This is a genomic window from Streptomyces sulfonofaciens, from assembly GCF_014656295.1.
Classification (GTDB): domain Bacteria; phylum Actinomycetota; class Actinomycetes; order Streptomycetales; family Streptomycetaceae; genus Streptomyces; species Streptomyces sulfonofaciens.
This window is the reverse complement of record NZ_BNCD01000004.1, coordinates 500,641-515,687: the sequence shown is the minus strand read 5'-3', so window position 1 is coordinate 515,687 and position 15,047 is coordinate 500,641. Positions and strand designations below refer to the sequence as shown.

General features: G+C 72.4%; 10 protein-coding genes. 5 read left to right on the top strand and 5 right to left on the bottom strand.

Annotated features, from left to right (window positions below; translation table 11 throughout):
* Positions 1–569 precede the first annotated feature (569 nt).
* Together IE313_RS10335 and ptsP are read left to right on the top strand one after the other, a co-directional pair.
* On the top strand, positions 570–1,019 hold the full coding sequence (locus IE313_RS10335; RefSeq protein WP_189930672.1) for a PTS sugar transporter subunit IIA: 450 nt from the start codon (positions 570–572) through the stop codon (positions 1,017–1,019).
* 100 nt (positions 1,020–1,119) lie between these two features.
* Positions 1,120–2,790, top strand: a complete 1,671-nt coding sequence (gene ptsP / locus IE313_RS10330) for a phosphoenolpyruvate--protein phosphotransferase (protein WP_189930671.1) — start codon at positions 1,120–1,122, stop codon at positions 2,788–2,790.
* 60 nt (positions 2,791–2,850) lie between these two features.
* On the opposite strand, the gene IE313_RS10325 is transcribed toward ptsP, so the two are convergent.
* Complete coding sequence (locus tag IE313_RS10325) at positions 2,851–3,744, bottom strand: DUF8829 domain-containing protein (protein WP_189930670.1); 894 nt, start codon at positions 3,742–3,744, stop codon at positions 2,851–2,853.
* A 75-nt stretch (positions 3,745–3,819) separates the two neighbouring features.
* Positions 3,820–5,784, bottom strand: coding sequence for an acetoacetate--CoA ligase (locus tag IE313_RS10320; RefSeq protein ID WP_189930669.1), 1,965 nt, complete (start codon positions 5,782–5,784; stop codon positions 3,820–3,822).
* Between the two features lie 215 nt (positions 5,785–5,999).
* On the opposite strand from IE313_RS10320, the gene IE313_RS10315 reads away from it, so the two are divergent.
* Positions 6,000–8,357: a glycoside hydrolase family 31 protein gene (locus IE313_RS10315; protein WP_189930668.1), complete on the top strand. Its 2,358-nt coding sequence runs from the start codon at positions 6,000–6,002 to the stop codon at positions 8,355–8,357.
* Positions 8,358–8,536: 179 nt separating this feature from the next.
* On the opposite strand, the gene IE313_RS10310 is transcribed toward IE313_RS10315, so the two are convergent.
* Positions 8,537–9,073 (bottom strand): NUDIX domain-containing protein, encoded by a 537-nt coding sequence (locus IE313_RS10310; protein WP_189930667.1) that lies wholly within the window; start codon positions 9,071–9,073, stop codon positions 8,537–8,539.
* A 178-nt stretch (positions 9,074–9,251) separates the two neighbouring features.
* On the opposite strand from IE313_RS10310, the gene IE313_RS10305 reads away from it, so the two are divergent.
* Both IE313_RS10305 and IE313_RS10300 read left to right on the top strand, forming a co-directional pair.
* Positions 9,252–10,040 carry a M15 family metallopeptidase gene (locus IE313_RS10305; protein WP_229924504.1) on the top strand — a complete coding sequence of 263 codons (789 nt, stop codon included), beginning with the start codon at positions 9,252–9,254 and terminating at the stop codon, positions 10,038–10,040.
* Positions 10,041–10,314: 274 nt separating this feature from the next.
* Positions 10,315–10,659 carry an Mpo1-like protein gene (locus tag IE313_RS10300; protein WP_189930665.1) on the top strand — a complete coding sequence of 115 codons (345 nt, stop codon included), beginning with the start codon at positions 10,315–10,317 and terminating at the stop codon, positions 10,657–10,659.
* Positions 10,660–10,786: 127 nt separating this feature from the next.
* Here IE313_RS10300 and IE313_RS10295 read toward each other — a convergent pair whose 3' ends face one another.
* Together IE313_RS10295 and IE313_RS10290 are read right to left on the bottom strand one after the other, a co-directional pair.
* On the bottom strand, positions 10,787–11,398 hold the full coding sequence (locus tag IE313_RS10295; protein ID WP_189930664.1) for a GTP-binding protein: 612 nt from the start codon (positions 11,396–11,398) through the stop codon (positions 10,787–10,789).
* On the bottom strand, positions 11,379–15,035 hold the full coding sequence (locus IE313_RS10290) for a hydantoinase B/oxoprolinase family protein (RefSeq protein WP_189930663.1): 3,657 nt from the start codon (positions 15,033–15,035) through the stop codon (positions 11,379–11,381). The genes IE313_RS10295 and IE313_RS10290 overlap by 20 nt, the downstream gene beginning before the upstream one ends.
* Positions 15,036–15,047: the final 12 nt, after the last annotated feature.

Genomic DNA, 15,047 nt, shown 5'->3' with positions numbered 1-15,047 from the left:
CTATCCCGGCAACACATCACGAGAGCGGAACCCCCCAAGGAATAATCAGGAGGCTCACAGCATCCTCGCTGTGTATTTTTCTTCAAAGGAACCACGACCATCCAGAAACCTGAATTCCTGAACAGACGGGGTATCAACATATCTGGCGTTGACTTTTGGCACGCTGTTGAGTTCTCAAGGAACGGACACTTCCATCGTACTCACCACGAAACCCACTCCGCGGCTTTCCTCCGGGCGTTTCCCTTCGGTGTTTCCAACACTACCAGGTCGTTTTCCCCGCTCCGACACCGGTCCCGCGGACATGCCGAACATCGTCCGAAGATAGGATCCGACTGGTAGATGTCACGGGACCTCGGCGACGAGTCACGCCGCCTGGCTCCCGAACAGGGGTACAACCTTACAGCCGCCTGGAGGACAGGCGCAAATCGTTTGTGTGGTGCTTCTACGCCGGCCAACCGGGATCTCTCACACGTAACCCGGACTTCCCATGACTTACCCTGCTCAACAGCGCGCCGTCCTGGTCGAGGCAGTGATGGCGCCGGCCCATCTGCGCCCCTTGGGAGGCTTGCATGACCAGCGTGACATCGCCGCTCGCCGGACGCGCCGTCGGACTGTCCGCGGTGCCCGATCCGGTCTTCTCCGGTGCCATGGTCGGGCCCGGTACGGCGATCGATCCGGTGAGGGAGCCCTGCGAGGCCGTCGCTCCGGTCGACGGGGTCGTCCTGTCCCTGCATCCGCACGCCTTCGTTGTGGTGGACGCGGAGGGTCATGGCGTGCTGACACACCTGGGGATCGACACGGTCCAGCTCAATGGCAAGGGTTTCGAGCTGCTGGTCGAGAGGGGTGAAGCGGTCGCGCGTGGCCAGGCCGTGATCAAGTGGGATCCGGCGGCGGTGGAGGCCCTGGGCAAGTCGCCGGTGTGTCCGGTCGTCGCGCTGGAGGCCACCGCGGAGGTCCTGACGGGCGTGCGGGAGGACGGTGCCGTCAAGGCCGGCGACGTCCTGTTCGGCTGGGAGTAGGGGCCGGCCCCGTCGCCTGCCGGGGCCCGCCGCCGGAGCATCGGCAAGCAGACAACGATCGCGGCGGCGGCGACCGCCGCTCTTCTCGGAGACGGGTGAGATGGAGACAACGCTGCGAGGCGTCGGAGTGAGCCACGGCGTGGCGATCGGCGAGGTGCGGCACATGGGGACCGCGGTCCTCGAACCGCCCGCCAGGCAGATCCCCAAGGAGGACGCCGAGCGCGAGCAGGCCCGGGCCCACCAGGCGGTGGAGGCGGTGGCGGCCGACCTGACCGCCCGGGGCAACCTGGCCGGTGGTGAGGCGCAGGCGGTGCTCGAGGCGCAGGCGCTGATGGCCCGGGACCCGGAGCTGATGGCGGACGTCGAGCGGCGCATCGCCGACGGCAGCAGCGCCGAACGCGCCGTGTACGACGCCTTCGCCGCCTACCGGGAGCTGCTTGCGGCCGCCGGCGAGTACCTGGCCGGCCGGGTCGCGGACCTCGACGACGTGCGCAACCGCATCGTCGCCAGGCTGCTGGGGGTGCCCATGCCGGGCGTCCCGGACAGCGACGAACCGTATGTGCTCGTGGCCCGGGACCTGGCTCCCGCGGACACGGCGCTGCTCGATCCGTCGCTGGTGCTCGGTTTCGTCACCGAGGAGGGTGGGCCCACCAGCCACACCGCGATCCTGGCGAGGGCGCTAGGTGTCCCCGCGGTGGTCGCGCTGCCGGGCGCCGTCGAGCTGACCGAGGGAGCCGAGGTCGCCGTCGACGGCGGCACCGGCCGGATCTTCGTCGGCCCCACCGCGCGGACGAAGGAGGAACTGCGGTCCGCGGCGGCGGAGCGCGCGGCCGCACTGGCGGCCTCGACGGGCCCCGGGGCCACCTCGGACGGGCACAAGGTGCCGCTCCTGGCGAACATCGGAGGACCCGCCGACGTCGCGGCCGCGGTGGAGGCGGGTGCGGAGGGCGTGGGCCTCTTCCGCACGGAGTTCCTCTTCCTGGACGACAGCACCAGGGCACCGTCCGAGGAGAAGCAGGTCGAGGCGTACCGGGCCGTGCTTGAGGCGTTCCCCGAGGCACGCGTCGTGGTGCGGGTGCTGGACGCGGGGGCGGACAAGCCGCTGGAGTTCCTGACGCCGGCCGCCGAGCCCAACCCCGCGCTGGGTGTCCGCGGTCTGCGCTCGCTGCTGGAGAACCCCGAGGTGCTGGCGACCCAACTGGCGGCCCTGTCGAAGGCCGCGGAAGGGCTGCCCGTCTACCTCGAGGTGATGGCGCCGATGGTCGCCGACCGCACCGACGCCAAGGCGTTCGCCGCCGCCTGCCGTGCCGCCGGGCTGCGGGCGAAGGTGGGGGCGATGGTGGAGGTTCCCTCCGCGGCCCTGCGGGCCCGCTCGGTCCTCCAGGAGGTGGAGTTCCTCTCCCTAGGCACCAATGACCTCGCGCAGTACACCTTCGCTGCCGACCGCCAGGTGGGAGCAGTGTCGCGGTTGCAGGATCCCTGGCAGCCCGCGCTGCTCGACCTCGTCGCGCTGTCCACGGAGGCGGCCGGGGCCGAGGGCAAGAGCTGCGGTGTGTGCGGCGAGGCCGCGTCGGACCCGCTGCTGGCGTGTGTGCTGACGGGACTCGGGGTCACCTCCTTGTCGATGGGCGCGGCCTCCATTCCCCATGTCCGCGCCACGCTGGGCAGGTACACGCTGGCCCAGTGCGAGCGTGCCGCCGCGGCCGCGCGTGCCGCGGACACGGCGGACGAGGCTCGGGCGGCCGCCTCGGCGGTGCTCGGCGCCCGGTAGCGGACGGCAGGGGCGGTCTCCCCCGGCCGGTGCGGGACGGCCCTCCTGCGGGCCCTGCCGTCAGTGGCTGTGGCCGGCCGGTGGGCCGTCCTCGCCGAGGTCGGGTGGCGGGCCGTAGTCGACGCCTGACTCCGGGGCGACGATCTCACCGGTCTCGGTGTCGGTGCAGTACGCGTCGAAGACCTCGGCGGCGGTCAGCGGTGCCAGGTTCCAGCCGGTCAGCCGCCAGCCGTAGACCCGGTCCGGGGTGTCCTCGGCGGTGGTGCGCACCACGAGGCCGCCCGTGGAGCCGGTGGCGACGGCGGTGGCCAGAACAGTGGCGAACTCGCGGATCTGGGACTCGTCGATGCGGGCGCGGCCCTCCTGGTCATAGGTGATGTCCAGGGCGGACAGGAGGGTGTCCGCCGGGGTGACGGCGCTGCACACGAGGTGGTGGGCGCCGGGGCCCGCCCGGTCGAGGACCCTGACGACGAGGTCGCAGGCGCGGGAGTAGGAGGACCAGCCGATGTCCTCCCCGCAGACGGCGCAGGCGCCGACGCTCGCCAGCAGCAGGGTGGCGTACTCCCAGGTGGCACGGCGCAGGGCGGCCGTGACGAGGGCCGGGACGAGGTCGGCGAGGTGCTGGCCCTCGTAGGGGACGGTGGGGCCCCTGGCGGCCAGCTCGGCGGTGAAGCGGGTGCGGCTGGTCGCGGTGTCGGGTTCCAGGCCGGTGCCGGTGCAGTACTCCTCGTACTCCTCGGGGTCGAAGAGGGCGATCGAGGTGTGCCGGCCCTCGGCGGCGAGGCTCCTGAGCAGGGCCTCGATCTGGCGGAGGTAGGTGTGGTGGTCGTCGAAGACGAAGGTGCCGTAGCGCCGCATCGCCGTGAAGTCCTCCTCGTCGGCGAGCAGCGCGATGGTGGCAGGCATCTCCCGGTGCAGGATGCGTCGCATGGTGCCGGGCTCGGTGTGCGCCATCTGTCCCCCTGTGCGCTGTCGGTCAATGCTCACTCACCGTAACGGGAGGCACTGACAACGCGGCCGGGGCCCAGGTCAGCGGCGTTCGTGCGCCAGTTCCTCGTAGAAGCGCAGCAGTTCGACGCTGTCCACGGAACCGGGGTTCACCGCCTTGTCCACGGGAGTGCCCTGGAGGAGGCGTTTGACGGGGACCTCGATGCGTTTGCCGGTGAGGGTGTGCGGGATGCCGGGAACCTCGATGATCTCGTCGGGGACATGGCGCGGGGAGAGGTTCCCGCGGATGGTCTGTCCGATGCGGTCGCGCAGGGCGTCGTCGAGGACGGCCCCGGGAGCCAGGTGGACGAACAGGGGCATCCAGTAGCCGCCGTCGGGCCGCTCGATGCCGATGACGAGGGATTCGCGGATCTCGGGGAGGCGCTCCACGGCCTCGTAGATGTCGGCGGAGCCCATGCGGACGCCCTGCCGGTTGAGGGTGGAGTCGGAACGGCCGTGGATGACGACGGAGCCGCGTGAGGTGATGGTGATCCAGTCGCCGTGCCGCCAGACGCCGGGGTAGGTGTCGAAGTAGCTGTCGTGGTAGCGGTGGCCGTCCGGGTCGTTCCAGAAGTGGATCGGCATGGAGGGCATGGGCCGGGTGACGACCAGCTCGCCGACCTCGTCGACGACCGGCCTGCCCTGCGGGTCCCAGGCCTGCAGGTCGGTGCCGAGGCAGGCGGCCTGGAGCTCTCCGACGTGGACCGGGAGGGTGGCCACGGCGCCCGCGAAGCAGGAGCACACGTCGGTGCCGCCGCTGACGGAGGCGATCCACAGGTCCTCGCGTACGCCGTGCAGCCATCTGAAGCCGTCGGGCGGGAGGGGGGATCCGGTGGTGGCCACGCAGCGGATCGCGGAGAGGTCGTGGTCGCGGGAGGGGTGGACGCCGGCCTTGCGGCAGGCCATGACGTAGGCGGCCGAGGTGCCGTAGAACGTGGCCCCGGTGCGCGCGGCGACCCGCCACTGCGCGCCGGTGTCCGGGTGGCCGGGACTGCCGTCGTAGAGGATGACCGTGGTGCCCGTCAGCAGGCCGGAGACGAGGAAGTTCCACATCATCCAGCCGGTGGACGTGTACCAGAAGAAGCGGTCGCCGGGGCCGAGGTCGCAGTGCAGGCCGAGTTGTTTGAGGTGCTCAAGGAGGATGCCGCCCTGGGACTGCACGATCGCTTTCGGCAGCCCTGTGGTGCCGGAGGAGTAGAGCACCCACAGAGGGTGCTCGAACGGGACCTGTTCGAAGCGGGGCGGCGTGTCGCCGGCCGTCACGGCGGACCAGTCGAGGGCGCCTTCCGGGGGCTGTGTGCCGAGCAGGGGGACATGGACGACGGCCCGCAGGCTGGGCAATGCGCGGCGGAGTTCGGCGACGGTCGCACGGCGGTCGTGTTCCTTGCCGCCGTAGCGGTAGCCGTCCACGGTGAACAGGACCACCGGTTCCACCTGCTGGAAGCGGTCCAGGACGCTGCGGGCGCCGAAGTCGGGCGAGCAGGAGGTCCAGACGGCGCCGACCGCGGCGCTGGCGAGCAGGGCCACGGCTGCCTGGGGGATGTTGGGGAGGTAGCCGCTGACGCGGTCTCCCGGGCGCACGCCCAGGGCTCGCAGCTCCGCGGCCAGTGAGCCGACCTGGCGGCGCAGCTCGGCCCAGCTCAGGGTGCGCGGCTCGTGGGTCTCGTCGACGTGGATGATGGCCGGGTCGCCGGCGCGTTCGCCGGCGGCGCGCAGCGCGTGCTCTGCGTAGTTGACGCGGGCGCCGGGGAACCAGTGGGCGCCGGGCATGCCCGGGTCGTCCAGTACGCGCGCGTAGGGGGCGCTGAAGCGGACGTCGAACCACTCGGCGACGGCCGCCCAGAAGGTCTCCAGCTCTTCGACTGACCATCGGTGCAGGGCCTCGTAGCCGCCGGTGGCGGGGGCACCGTGGTGCTCGGCGGCCCAGTTCTGGAAGCGGGTGATCTTCGCGTGCTCGGCGGTGTGCTGGTCGGGCTGCCAGAGCGGCGAGGGGTTCGCTGAGGACATGGACGGCTCCCGGAGGCTGCGGCGCGTCGTGTGCGTCGGTGCGCGCACGTGCGGGGTGTGCGCGTGACGCGGCTGACTGGGACGATGCCACGTGATCGACTTCCACGCCAGGGTGGCGGCCACACAGTGGTCCACGTGAAGATGTGCCCCCGCCACGGGTGAACGGCAGTTGAACGACACCTCCGGTGTCCCTGCCGAATGGCAGGGTGATCACTATGGACGGTCATGACCTGGTGCGTTCGATGAAGGCGGTCCGCGGGGCGGGTCCCGCGGGCGGGCTGCGGGCGATACGCGCCGCCTGGCGCAGGCATCGCACGGACCGTGCGGGACTGCCGTCGCGGGGTGCGGAGCGGGCCCGGGTGCCCGGGGCGATGACGAGGGCGGAGCCCGGTCCCGGCGGCGGTGTCGTGCGTTTCGAGCGCTCCGAGCTGCGGGTCACCGTGACGCTGGGCGGAGCGGTGTTCTGGGGGTGGGACGGCGCCAGCCCGCTGCCGTCCTGGGCACTTGCGGGCGCGGCCCCGGAGCCGGACCCCAGGGCGGCGCTCGAACCCGACACGGAGGGCGGCTGGCGCGTGGTGGCCGAGCGGGTCACGGTGGTCGTCTCCCGGCAGGGCGCCGTCGAGGTGCACACCCCCGGCGGGGTACGGCTGCGCCGCGACCACCCGCCGCGCTGGTGGGAGTCGGAGGGCGGTGGCGAGGCGCGCTGGGTGCAGCGCGCGGAGGTGGCGGCCGACGCACGCTTCTTCGGGCTGGGCGCCCGGGCCTCGGGGCCGCGGCTGCGCGAGGGGGCGTACCGGTTGTGGAACACCGACCCGGGGGGCGCGTACGGGCCCGGGGACGGCCCGCTGCACATCACGATGCCGGTGCAGCTCGTGGTGGCCGACGCGGGAACGCACCTGGTGTTCCACGACACCACGTGGGACGGCACGGTCACGCTGCGGGAGGGCGAGGAGGGCGCGGGCTCGGGGCACGACCGCACGGGCGCGTGCGAGCTGCGCATGGAGGGCGGCCCGCTGCGCACCTGGGTGGTGGTCGGTACTCCCGCGCGCGTGCTGCAGGCGTGGGCGTCGCTGACGGGCGCGCCGGCGCTGCCGCCCGGCTGGGCGCTGGGCCATCACCATGTGGTGCCGGAAGCGGCCGACGACCAGGTCGTGCGGAACCTTGCGCAGGGGCACCGCGCGCGTGGGCTGCCGCTCGACGCACTGCACCTGGGCCTCGGCCACGGTGCGGGCGGGCGCAGCTTCACGGTCGACGAGGAACGCTTCCCGAAGCTGCCGCAGCTCGCCGAGGAGCTTCGCGCGGACGGCGTCAGGCTGGTGTCGGCCGTCTCCCCCGCCGTGAAGGCGGAACCGGGCCGCGTCCTGTTCGACAACGGTGTCTGCGCCGGCGTCTTCGTACGGGACGCGGCAGGGCGGCTGGTCCTGGGCGAGGCGCGGGCCGGCGAGTCGGTGTATCCGGACGTCACGGGCCCGCGCGGCAGGGCCTGGTGGGGCGAGCGGTACCAGGAGCGCGTCGATCAGGGCTTCTCCGGGTTCTGGCACACGCTGGACGAGCCGGTGGCCCGTTCGGCGTTCGGCGACGCCACGCTGCCGCGGTCGGCACGGCACGACCTGGACGGCAGCGGGGGCGACCACCGCAGCGCGCACAACGTCTACGGCCTGGGGCTGACCCGCGCCGCCCATGAGGCGCTGTCGCGGCTGCGCCCCGACGAGCGGCCGTTCCTTTTCTCACGCTCGGGCTGGGTCGGGATGCAGCGGTACGGAGGGGCGTGGTGCGGTGAGGTGGTGGACGGCTGGGAGGGACTGCGTGCCGCGTTGTCCGTGGTGCTGGGGCTCGGGCTGTGCGGGGTGCCCTGCGCTGGTCCCGACCTGCCCGGGCGGGGCGCGGGCGCCGGTCTCGAGCTCCAGGTGCGCGCTCTGCAACTGGGGGCCTACCTGCCGCTGCTGCGCACCGGCGGGCGCGGGCTGCCGGAGGGCGGCGGGCCCAAGGGGTTCGCCGGCGAGTGGCCGGAGCACGCGCGCGTGGTGCTCGCCGAACGGCGGCGGCTGGGCCCGTACCTGATGACGCTGGCCCACCTGGCGCACCGTACCGGAGCGCCCTGGGTGCGGCCGCTGTGGTGGAGCACTCCGGAGGACCGTGCGCTGCGCGACTGCGAGGACGCGTTCCTCCTCGGGGACGCACTCCTGGTCGCTCCCGTCCTGGAGCGGGGCGCGCAGGAGAAGGCGGTGAGGCTGCCGGACGGCCTCTGGTACGACACCCTCACGGAGCGGGCGTACGAGGGCCCTGGGCAGGTCGTGGTGCCCGCGCCGCTCTCGCGGGTGCCCGTGCTGGCCAGGGCGGGTTCCGTGGTGCCGGTGCTCGGTGGGGCGGGCGGGATCGAGCTGGAGGTGTGGGCGCCGGCTTCCGGGCGCAGCGGGGGCGGCGTCGTCGTCCAGGACCCGGGGGACGGCTGGACCGTGCCGGAGGTCGAGCGGTACGGAACGCGCCGTGCGGGTGCCCGGGTGACGGTGGAGCGTGAGACCGACGACGGCCCGCGGGCGGCGGGCCGTCCTGTGCGAATACGGGGGTTGTGACGCCGGCTGCGCGTGGGCGAGGCCGGCGTCGGGGCCGTGCGGCCGCAGGGGGCCGCGTGGGCGGCCGGCTCCGGTTCACCGCCCCGGGGGAGGCGGCGGCTCCGCGTCGGCCGTCACAGGGCCTTGTGGGCCCTGTGGGCGGCGTGCCGGCGCGGGAGGCGGCGTCGCGTGATCGACCGTCAGACGTAGCGGCCGTCGAACCACGCCTGCACGACCGCCGTGTGCAGCGGGAAGGCGAGCTCGGTCGGCCTGCGCAGCAGGTCAAAGCCCGCGGTCTCGTCGGTGGGCTGCGACTGCGGGAGTTCGGGCGCGGGCCGCTCGGGCAGCAGGCCGAACAGCAGCAGGTGGCCGTCGAGTGAGCTCATGGCGTCGACGAGGCGGACGTCGCGGCTGGCGGCGTCGATGCCGGTCTCCTCCTTCAGCTCACGGACGACGGCGTGCCGCCAGTCCTCCCGGTCGTCGATGAAGCCGCCCGGCAGTGCCGTGCCCCCGCGCGCGGGGGCGATGGTGCGGGTCACGACGACGAGAGCGGTGCCCTTGGGGTCGTACACGGGCTGCAGGGCCACGGCGACCGGAAGGGGGTTACGGTAAGCAACACGGCCGCAGGAAGCACAGGTCCTGGGCCAGCCGGACACATCGCCCGCGTAGGGCGCCCCGCAACTTGAACAGTGCGAGTCCGGAACGGAGTTGGCGGTTGGGTGTTGGGAAGCGGACACGCCGCGGACTGTATCCGATCATCGGCTCAGCGTCTTCCGCGGTACCCGGGGCTGCTGGTACAGGAGGGGCATGACACGATTCGCGCTCTTCCCGGTTCCCGCCCGACGCCGCTCTGCCCCCGCATCGCGGCGCGCCGATGCGGTGCCGCGCCCGGGCCGCCCGAGGCCGCGCGCGGCCGTGCGCAGACTCGCGGTCGCGGTGACGGCGCTGTTCGCCGTGGCGGGTGCGACGACGCCCGCACAGGCCAGGCCGGAGCCCAAGGCCCCCATGGAGTTCGTGGCCCTCTCCGATGTCGATCCGACGATCATCCAGGAGATGCGCTACTTCACCCCGCACAACTTCACCGGTGTGCCCGTCGACGGCTACCGCCGGCCGATGTGCATCTTGACGCGGGCCGCGGCCACGGCCCTGCACAAGGCGCAGAGGGAGCTCCTTGCGGAGGGCTACTCCCTGAAGGTGTACGACTGCTACCGGCCGCAGCGCGCCGTGGACTGGTTCGTGCGCTGGGCCAAGGACCTGGACGACCAGCGCATGAAGGCGGAGTTCTACCCACGGGTCGACAAGACGAGGCTGTTCGCCGACGGTTACATCGCCGAGCAGTCGGGGCACAGCCGGGGCTCCACGGTCGATCTGACGGTCGTTCGGCTGCCCGCGCTGCCGACCCGCCCCTACCTGCCCGGGGAGCCCCTCAAGCCCTGCTACGGGCCCAGGCAGGCGCGCTTCCCGGACAACTCGATCGACATGGGAACGGGCTTCGACTGCTTCGACACGCTCGCCCACACGGACGACCCGCGGATCACCGGTGCACAGAGGGTCCACCGGGACTTCCTGCGGGACGTGCTCTCCCGGCAGGGGTTCGTGAACCTTCCGGAGGAGTGGTGGCACTACACGTTCCAGCCGGAGGTCTTCCCCGACACCTACTTCGACTTCCCCATAGCGCGCCGGTCGCTGGCGCACCGGCCCTGACCCGTCCGGGGGCGTCCGCAGGGACGTGGGAGCACAGGCCGCTCCCGATCGGCCGTTCGCGGCTTCCCCCACGGGTGCGGGGCTCGGCCGGGCCGCGGGGCCGCGTCCGCCCGGGATGACCGGGGGCGGCGCATGCGGCCCGGCGGCCCCCGGGCCACCGTCGGCGGCGTGGGCCGCGCCCGCCGGCGGGGGCGGCCGCCGACGGGTCCCGCCCCCGTCGGTCCGGGCCGGCCGGGGGCATGTGCGCGGCCGCGGAACGCACTACCGTTCCCCCATGGAGCGCACTTTCGACTCGTACGAAGAGTTCTGGCCGTACTACGTCGCCATGCACTCGAAGGCCGCGACCCGGTGGGTGCACCTCGCCGGCACGCTGACGGGGCTCGCGGTGAGCGCCTACGGGCTCGCACGCGGGCGCAGGCGTTATGCGGCCGCTCTTCCGCTGATCGGCTACGGCACCGCGTGGCCGGCGCACTTCCTCATGGAGAAGAACAACCCCGCGACCTTCGGCCACCCCGCGTGGTCGCTCCGCGGCGACGCCCGGATGATCCGGATGATGCTGGCGGGCCGCGACAGGGAGCTGGGCGAGATCGCGGCCAAGTGGCTCGCCGAGCACGACTGACCGTGTCCGCCCGTCCCGTGCGCGGACGGGGCGCCCGTACGCGGACCGCGCACGGCGGGACCGCAGCAGGCCAGGGCCGCAGGACCACAGGGCCGCTGCACGACCGGTTCCGGCCGTGCAGCGGAGGTCAGTGCCGGGTGGCCGCGTGCTCCCTGGCCGTCGCCGAGATCAGCATCGCGTGCTCGACCACGTCGATCAGGACCTCCTTGACGGAGTTCCGCTCACGCGCGTCGCAGAGCACCACCGGCACCTGCTCGTCGAGGTCGAGCGCCTGCCGGACGGCCTCGGCGGGGTAGAGCGCTGCGCCTTCGAAGCAGTTGACCCCGACGACGAAGGGTATGGACCGGCGCTCGAAGTAGTCGACGGCCGCGAAGCAGTCCTCCAGGCGCCGGGTGTCGGCCAGCACGACCGCACCCAGGGCGCCGGTGGCCAGTTCGTCCCACAGGAACCAGAACCGGTCCTGGCCCGGGGTGCCGAAGAGGTACAGGACCAGGTCCTCGCGGAGCGTGATCCGGCCGAAGTCCATCGCCACGGTGGTGGTGGTCTTCCGCTCGATGCCGCTGGTGTCGTCTATCGGGCGTCCCGCCTCGCTGAGCATCTCCTCGGTCCGCAGCGGTCTGATCTCGCTGACCGCCCCGACGAGCGTCGTCTTGCCGACCCCGAAGCCGCCGGCCACCAGGATCTTGAGCGTGACGGGCTCGACCGGCGTCTTTCCCCGCTCAGATCTGCCGAAGATCATGGGTCTCTTCTCCTGCCTCGCTGTGGTCGGACGGCGGTGGACCGTATCCGCCGCCGCCGGGGGTTTCGATGGCGAGCACGTCACCGGGACGCACCTCCGCCGAGTCGCTGCCCTTCAGGTGGACGATCGAGCCGTCTGCGCGCTCCACGCGGTTGGCCCCCAGCTCGCCGGGGCGGCCGCCGGCCATGCCGTACGGCCGCACCCTGCGGTGCTGGGACAGCGTGGAGACGGTCATGGGCTCCAGGAAGCGGAGGCGGCGCAGCGCGCCGTCGCCGCCCCGCCAGCGTCCCGCACCGCCGCTGCCGCGCCGTACCGTGAACTCCTCCAGCAGCACGGGCAGCCGCCACTCCAGGACCTCGGGATCCGTGAGCCGCGAGTTGGTCATGTGGGTCTGCACCACGGGCGCGCCGTGGAAGCCGTCACCCGCTCCCGAGCCCGAGGCCACCGTCTCGTAGTACTGGTGGCGGTCGTTGCCGAAGGTGACGTTGTTCATGGTGCCCGAGCCCTCCGCCTGGACCCGCAGTGCCTGGTAGAGGGCTCCGGTGACCGCCTGCGAGGTCTCCACGTTGCCCGCCACCACCGCGGCCGGCGGCTCGGGGGCGAGCAGGGATCCGGGGGGCACGATGATGTGCAGGGGCCGCAGACAGCCGTCGTTCAGGGGGATGTCGTCGGCGACGAGCGTCCTGAAGACGTACAGGACGGCGGCGTTGACGACGGAGAACGGCGCGTTGAAGTTGGTCGCCAACTGGGGCGATGTCCCCGTGAAGTCGATGGTGGCGGAGCGCTCGGCCCGGTGCACGGTGATCTTCACGCGGATGACGGCGCCGGAGTCGGTCTCGTAGGCGCTGGCGCCGTCCTCCAGGGCGTCGATGACGCGCCGTACGGCGTCCTCCGCGTTGTCCTGGACGTGTTTCATGTACGCCTGGACGACTTCCAGGCCGAAGTTGCCGATCATGCGGGCCACCTCGTCGACGCCCTTCTGGTTGGCGGCGATCTGGGCCCGCAGGTCGGCGAGGTTGGTGTCGGGATTCCGGGACGGGTGCGGGGCCTCGGCGAGCAGCCGGCGGGTCTCCTCCTCGCGGAAGCGGCCGTCCTCGACGAGCAGCCAGTTGTCGAAGAGGACGCCCTCCTCGTCGATGGTGCGGCTGTCGGCGGGCATGGAGCCGGGGGCGATCCCGCCGATCTCGGCGTGGTGGCCGCGCGAGGCGACGTAGAAGAGGATCCGCGGCGCGCCGCCCTCGGGCGACTGCTGTCCGGGTCCGGCCGTGTCGAAGACCGGGGTGATGACGGTGACGTCGGGCAGGTGGGTGCCGCCGTGGTAGGGGTCGTTGACGGCGTAGGTGTCGCCGGGCCGGATGTGCGCGCGGCGGCGGATGACCTCCTTGACGGCGGTGCCCATCGAGCCGAGGTGGACGGGGATGTGCGGCGCGTTGGCGACGAGGTTGCCGTCCGGGTCGAAGAGTGCGCAGGAGAAGTCGAGCCGCTCCTTGATGTTCACGGACTGGGCCGTGGACTCCAGCCGGGCGCCCATCTGCTCGGCGATCGACATGAAGAGGTTGTTGAAGACCTCGAGCAGAACGGGATCGGCTTCCGTGCCCGCCTCGGAACCCACGCGCTCGGCCACGCGTTCCATTACCAGATGGCCGTCCGGGTTGGTCGCGGCCTGCCAGCCGTCGTCCACGACCGTCGTGGACCCGGCCTCGGCGATGATCGCCGGGCCGGTGACCGTCTCGCCCGCGGGCAGGTGGGCGCGCTGGTGGAGCGGCACCTCCCGCCAGGCGCCATCGGTGTGGAGCGTGACGGTGCTCACGGACCGGGGAGTGGTGGAGTGCTGGGCGAGGGCGAAGAGGTCGGGAGGCTCGGAGAGTCCGGTCGCCTCGACGGAGAGCGCTTCGACGACGACGGGTCGTCGCAGTGTGAAGGAGTACGTGGCGCGGTGCCGGTCCTCGAAGGCGCGGATCATGGCGTCCGGCTCGTCGAGGGCCACGGTCAGCGTGGTGTCGGTGCCGTCATAGCGCAGTTGGGCACGGCGGGCGACGCGGATCCGGTCGTCGGGCACGTCCTCCGCACGCAGTTCGTCGCGGGCGGCGGTCTCCAGGTCGTCCGCGGTCCTCACAACGCCCGGCATCGCGGCCGCCTCCACCCTGGCCTCGACGGACTGCTCGCGCATGGCCGTGGTGTCGGCGAGGCCGATGCCGAGCGCCGAGAGCACCCCCGCCGCGGGGGGTACGAGGACGGTGCGGATGCCCAGCGCGTCGGCCACTTTGCAGGCGTGCTGGCCGCCGGCGCCGCCGAAGGTGGTCAGCGCGTAGCGGGTGACGTCATGGCCCTTCTGGACGGAGATGCGCTTGACGGCGTTGGCGATGTTCGCCACGGCGATGCGCAGATAGCCCTCGGCGACCTGCTCGGGCGTGCGGTCGTCGCCGGTCCGCTCGTGGATCTCGCGGGCGAGCTGCGCGAAGCGGTCGCGTACGAGGGCGTCGTCGAGCGGCTGGTCCCCGCCGGAGCCGAAGACGTGCGGGAAATGGGCCGCCTGGATGCGGCCGAGGGCCACATTGGCGTCGGTCACGGTCAGCGGCCCGCCGGCCCGGTAGCAGGCGGGGCCGGGATCGGCGCCTGCGGAGTCGGGGCCAACGCGGTAGCGGCTGCCGTCGAAGTGCAGGACGGAGCCGCCGCCGGCGGCAACTGTGTGGATGTCCAGCATGGGCGCGCGCAGCCGGACCCCGGCGATCCTGGTGGTGAACACCCGCTCGTACTCACCGGCGAAGTGCGAGACGTCGGTGGAGGTGCCCCCCATGTCGAAGCCGATGACGCGGTCGAATCCGGCCAACTGCGACATCCGCGCCATGCCCACGATGCCGCCCGCGGGCCCGGAGAGGACGGCGTCCTTGCCGCGGAAGTGCCCGGCCTCCGTCAGACCGCCGTTGGACTGCATGAACATCAGGCGCACGCCGTGCAGTTCGTCGGCGACCTGGCGCACGTATCGGCGCAGCACCGGCGAGAGATACGCGTCGACGACCGCGGTGTCCCCGCGGGGCACCAGCTTCATCAGCGGGCTGACCTCGCTGGAGAGCGAGATCTGCGGAAAGCCGATGCGTCCGGCCAGCGCGCCGATGGCGCGCTCGTGCGCCGGGTGGAGATGGCTGTGCATGCAGACCACCGCGACGGCCCGGATCCCGTCGTCGTACGCCTGTTGTAAGGGCCCGGCCAGGGCGTCCAGGTCGGGGGCGCGCAGCACTTCGCCGTCCGCGGCGATACGCTCGTCCGTCTCCACGACCCGTTCGTAGAGGAGTTCGGGCAGGGCGATCTCACGGGCGAAGATCGCGGGCCGGCTCTGGTCGGCGATGCGCAGTGCGTCGCGAAACCCACGGGTGATGACGAGCAGGGTGCGCTCGCCCTTGCGTTCGAGGAGGGCGTTGGTGGCCACGGTCGTGCCCATCCGAACGGCCTCGACGGCGGCACCGTCATCGGCGTTGGCCTCACCGAGCAGTGCCCGGATGCCCGCCACGGCGGCGTCCGCATAGCGTCCCGGATTGTCCGAGAGGAGTTTGTGGATGACCAGACGGCCGTCGGGACGGCGCGCGACGATATCGGTGAAGGTTCCGCCTCGGTCGACCCAGAACTGCCAGCCTGTCACATCCCACTCCCG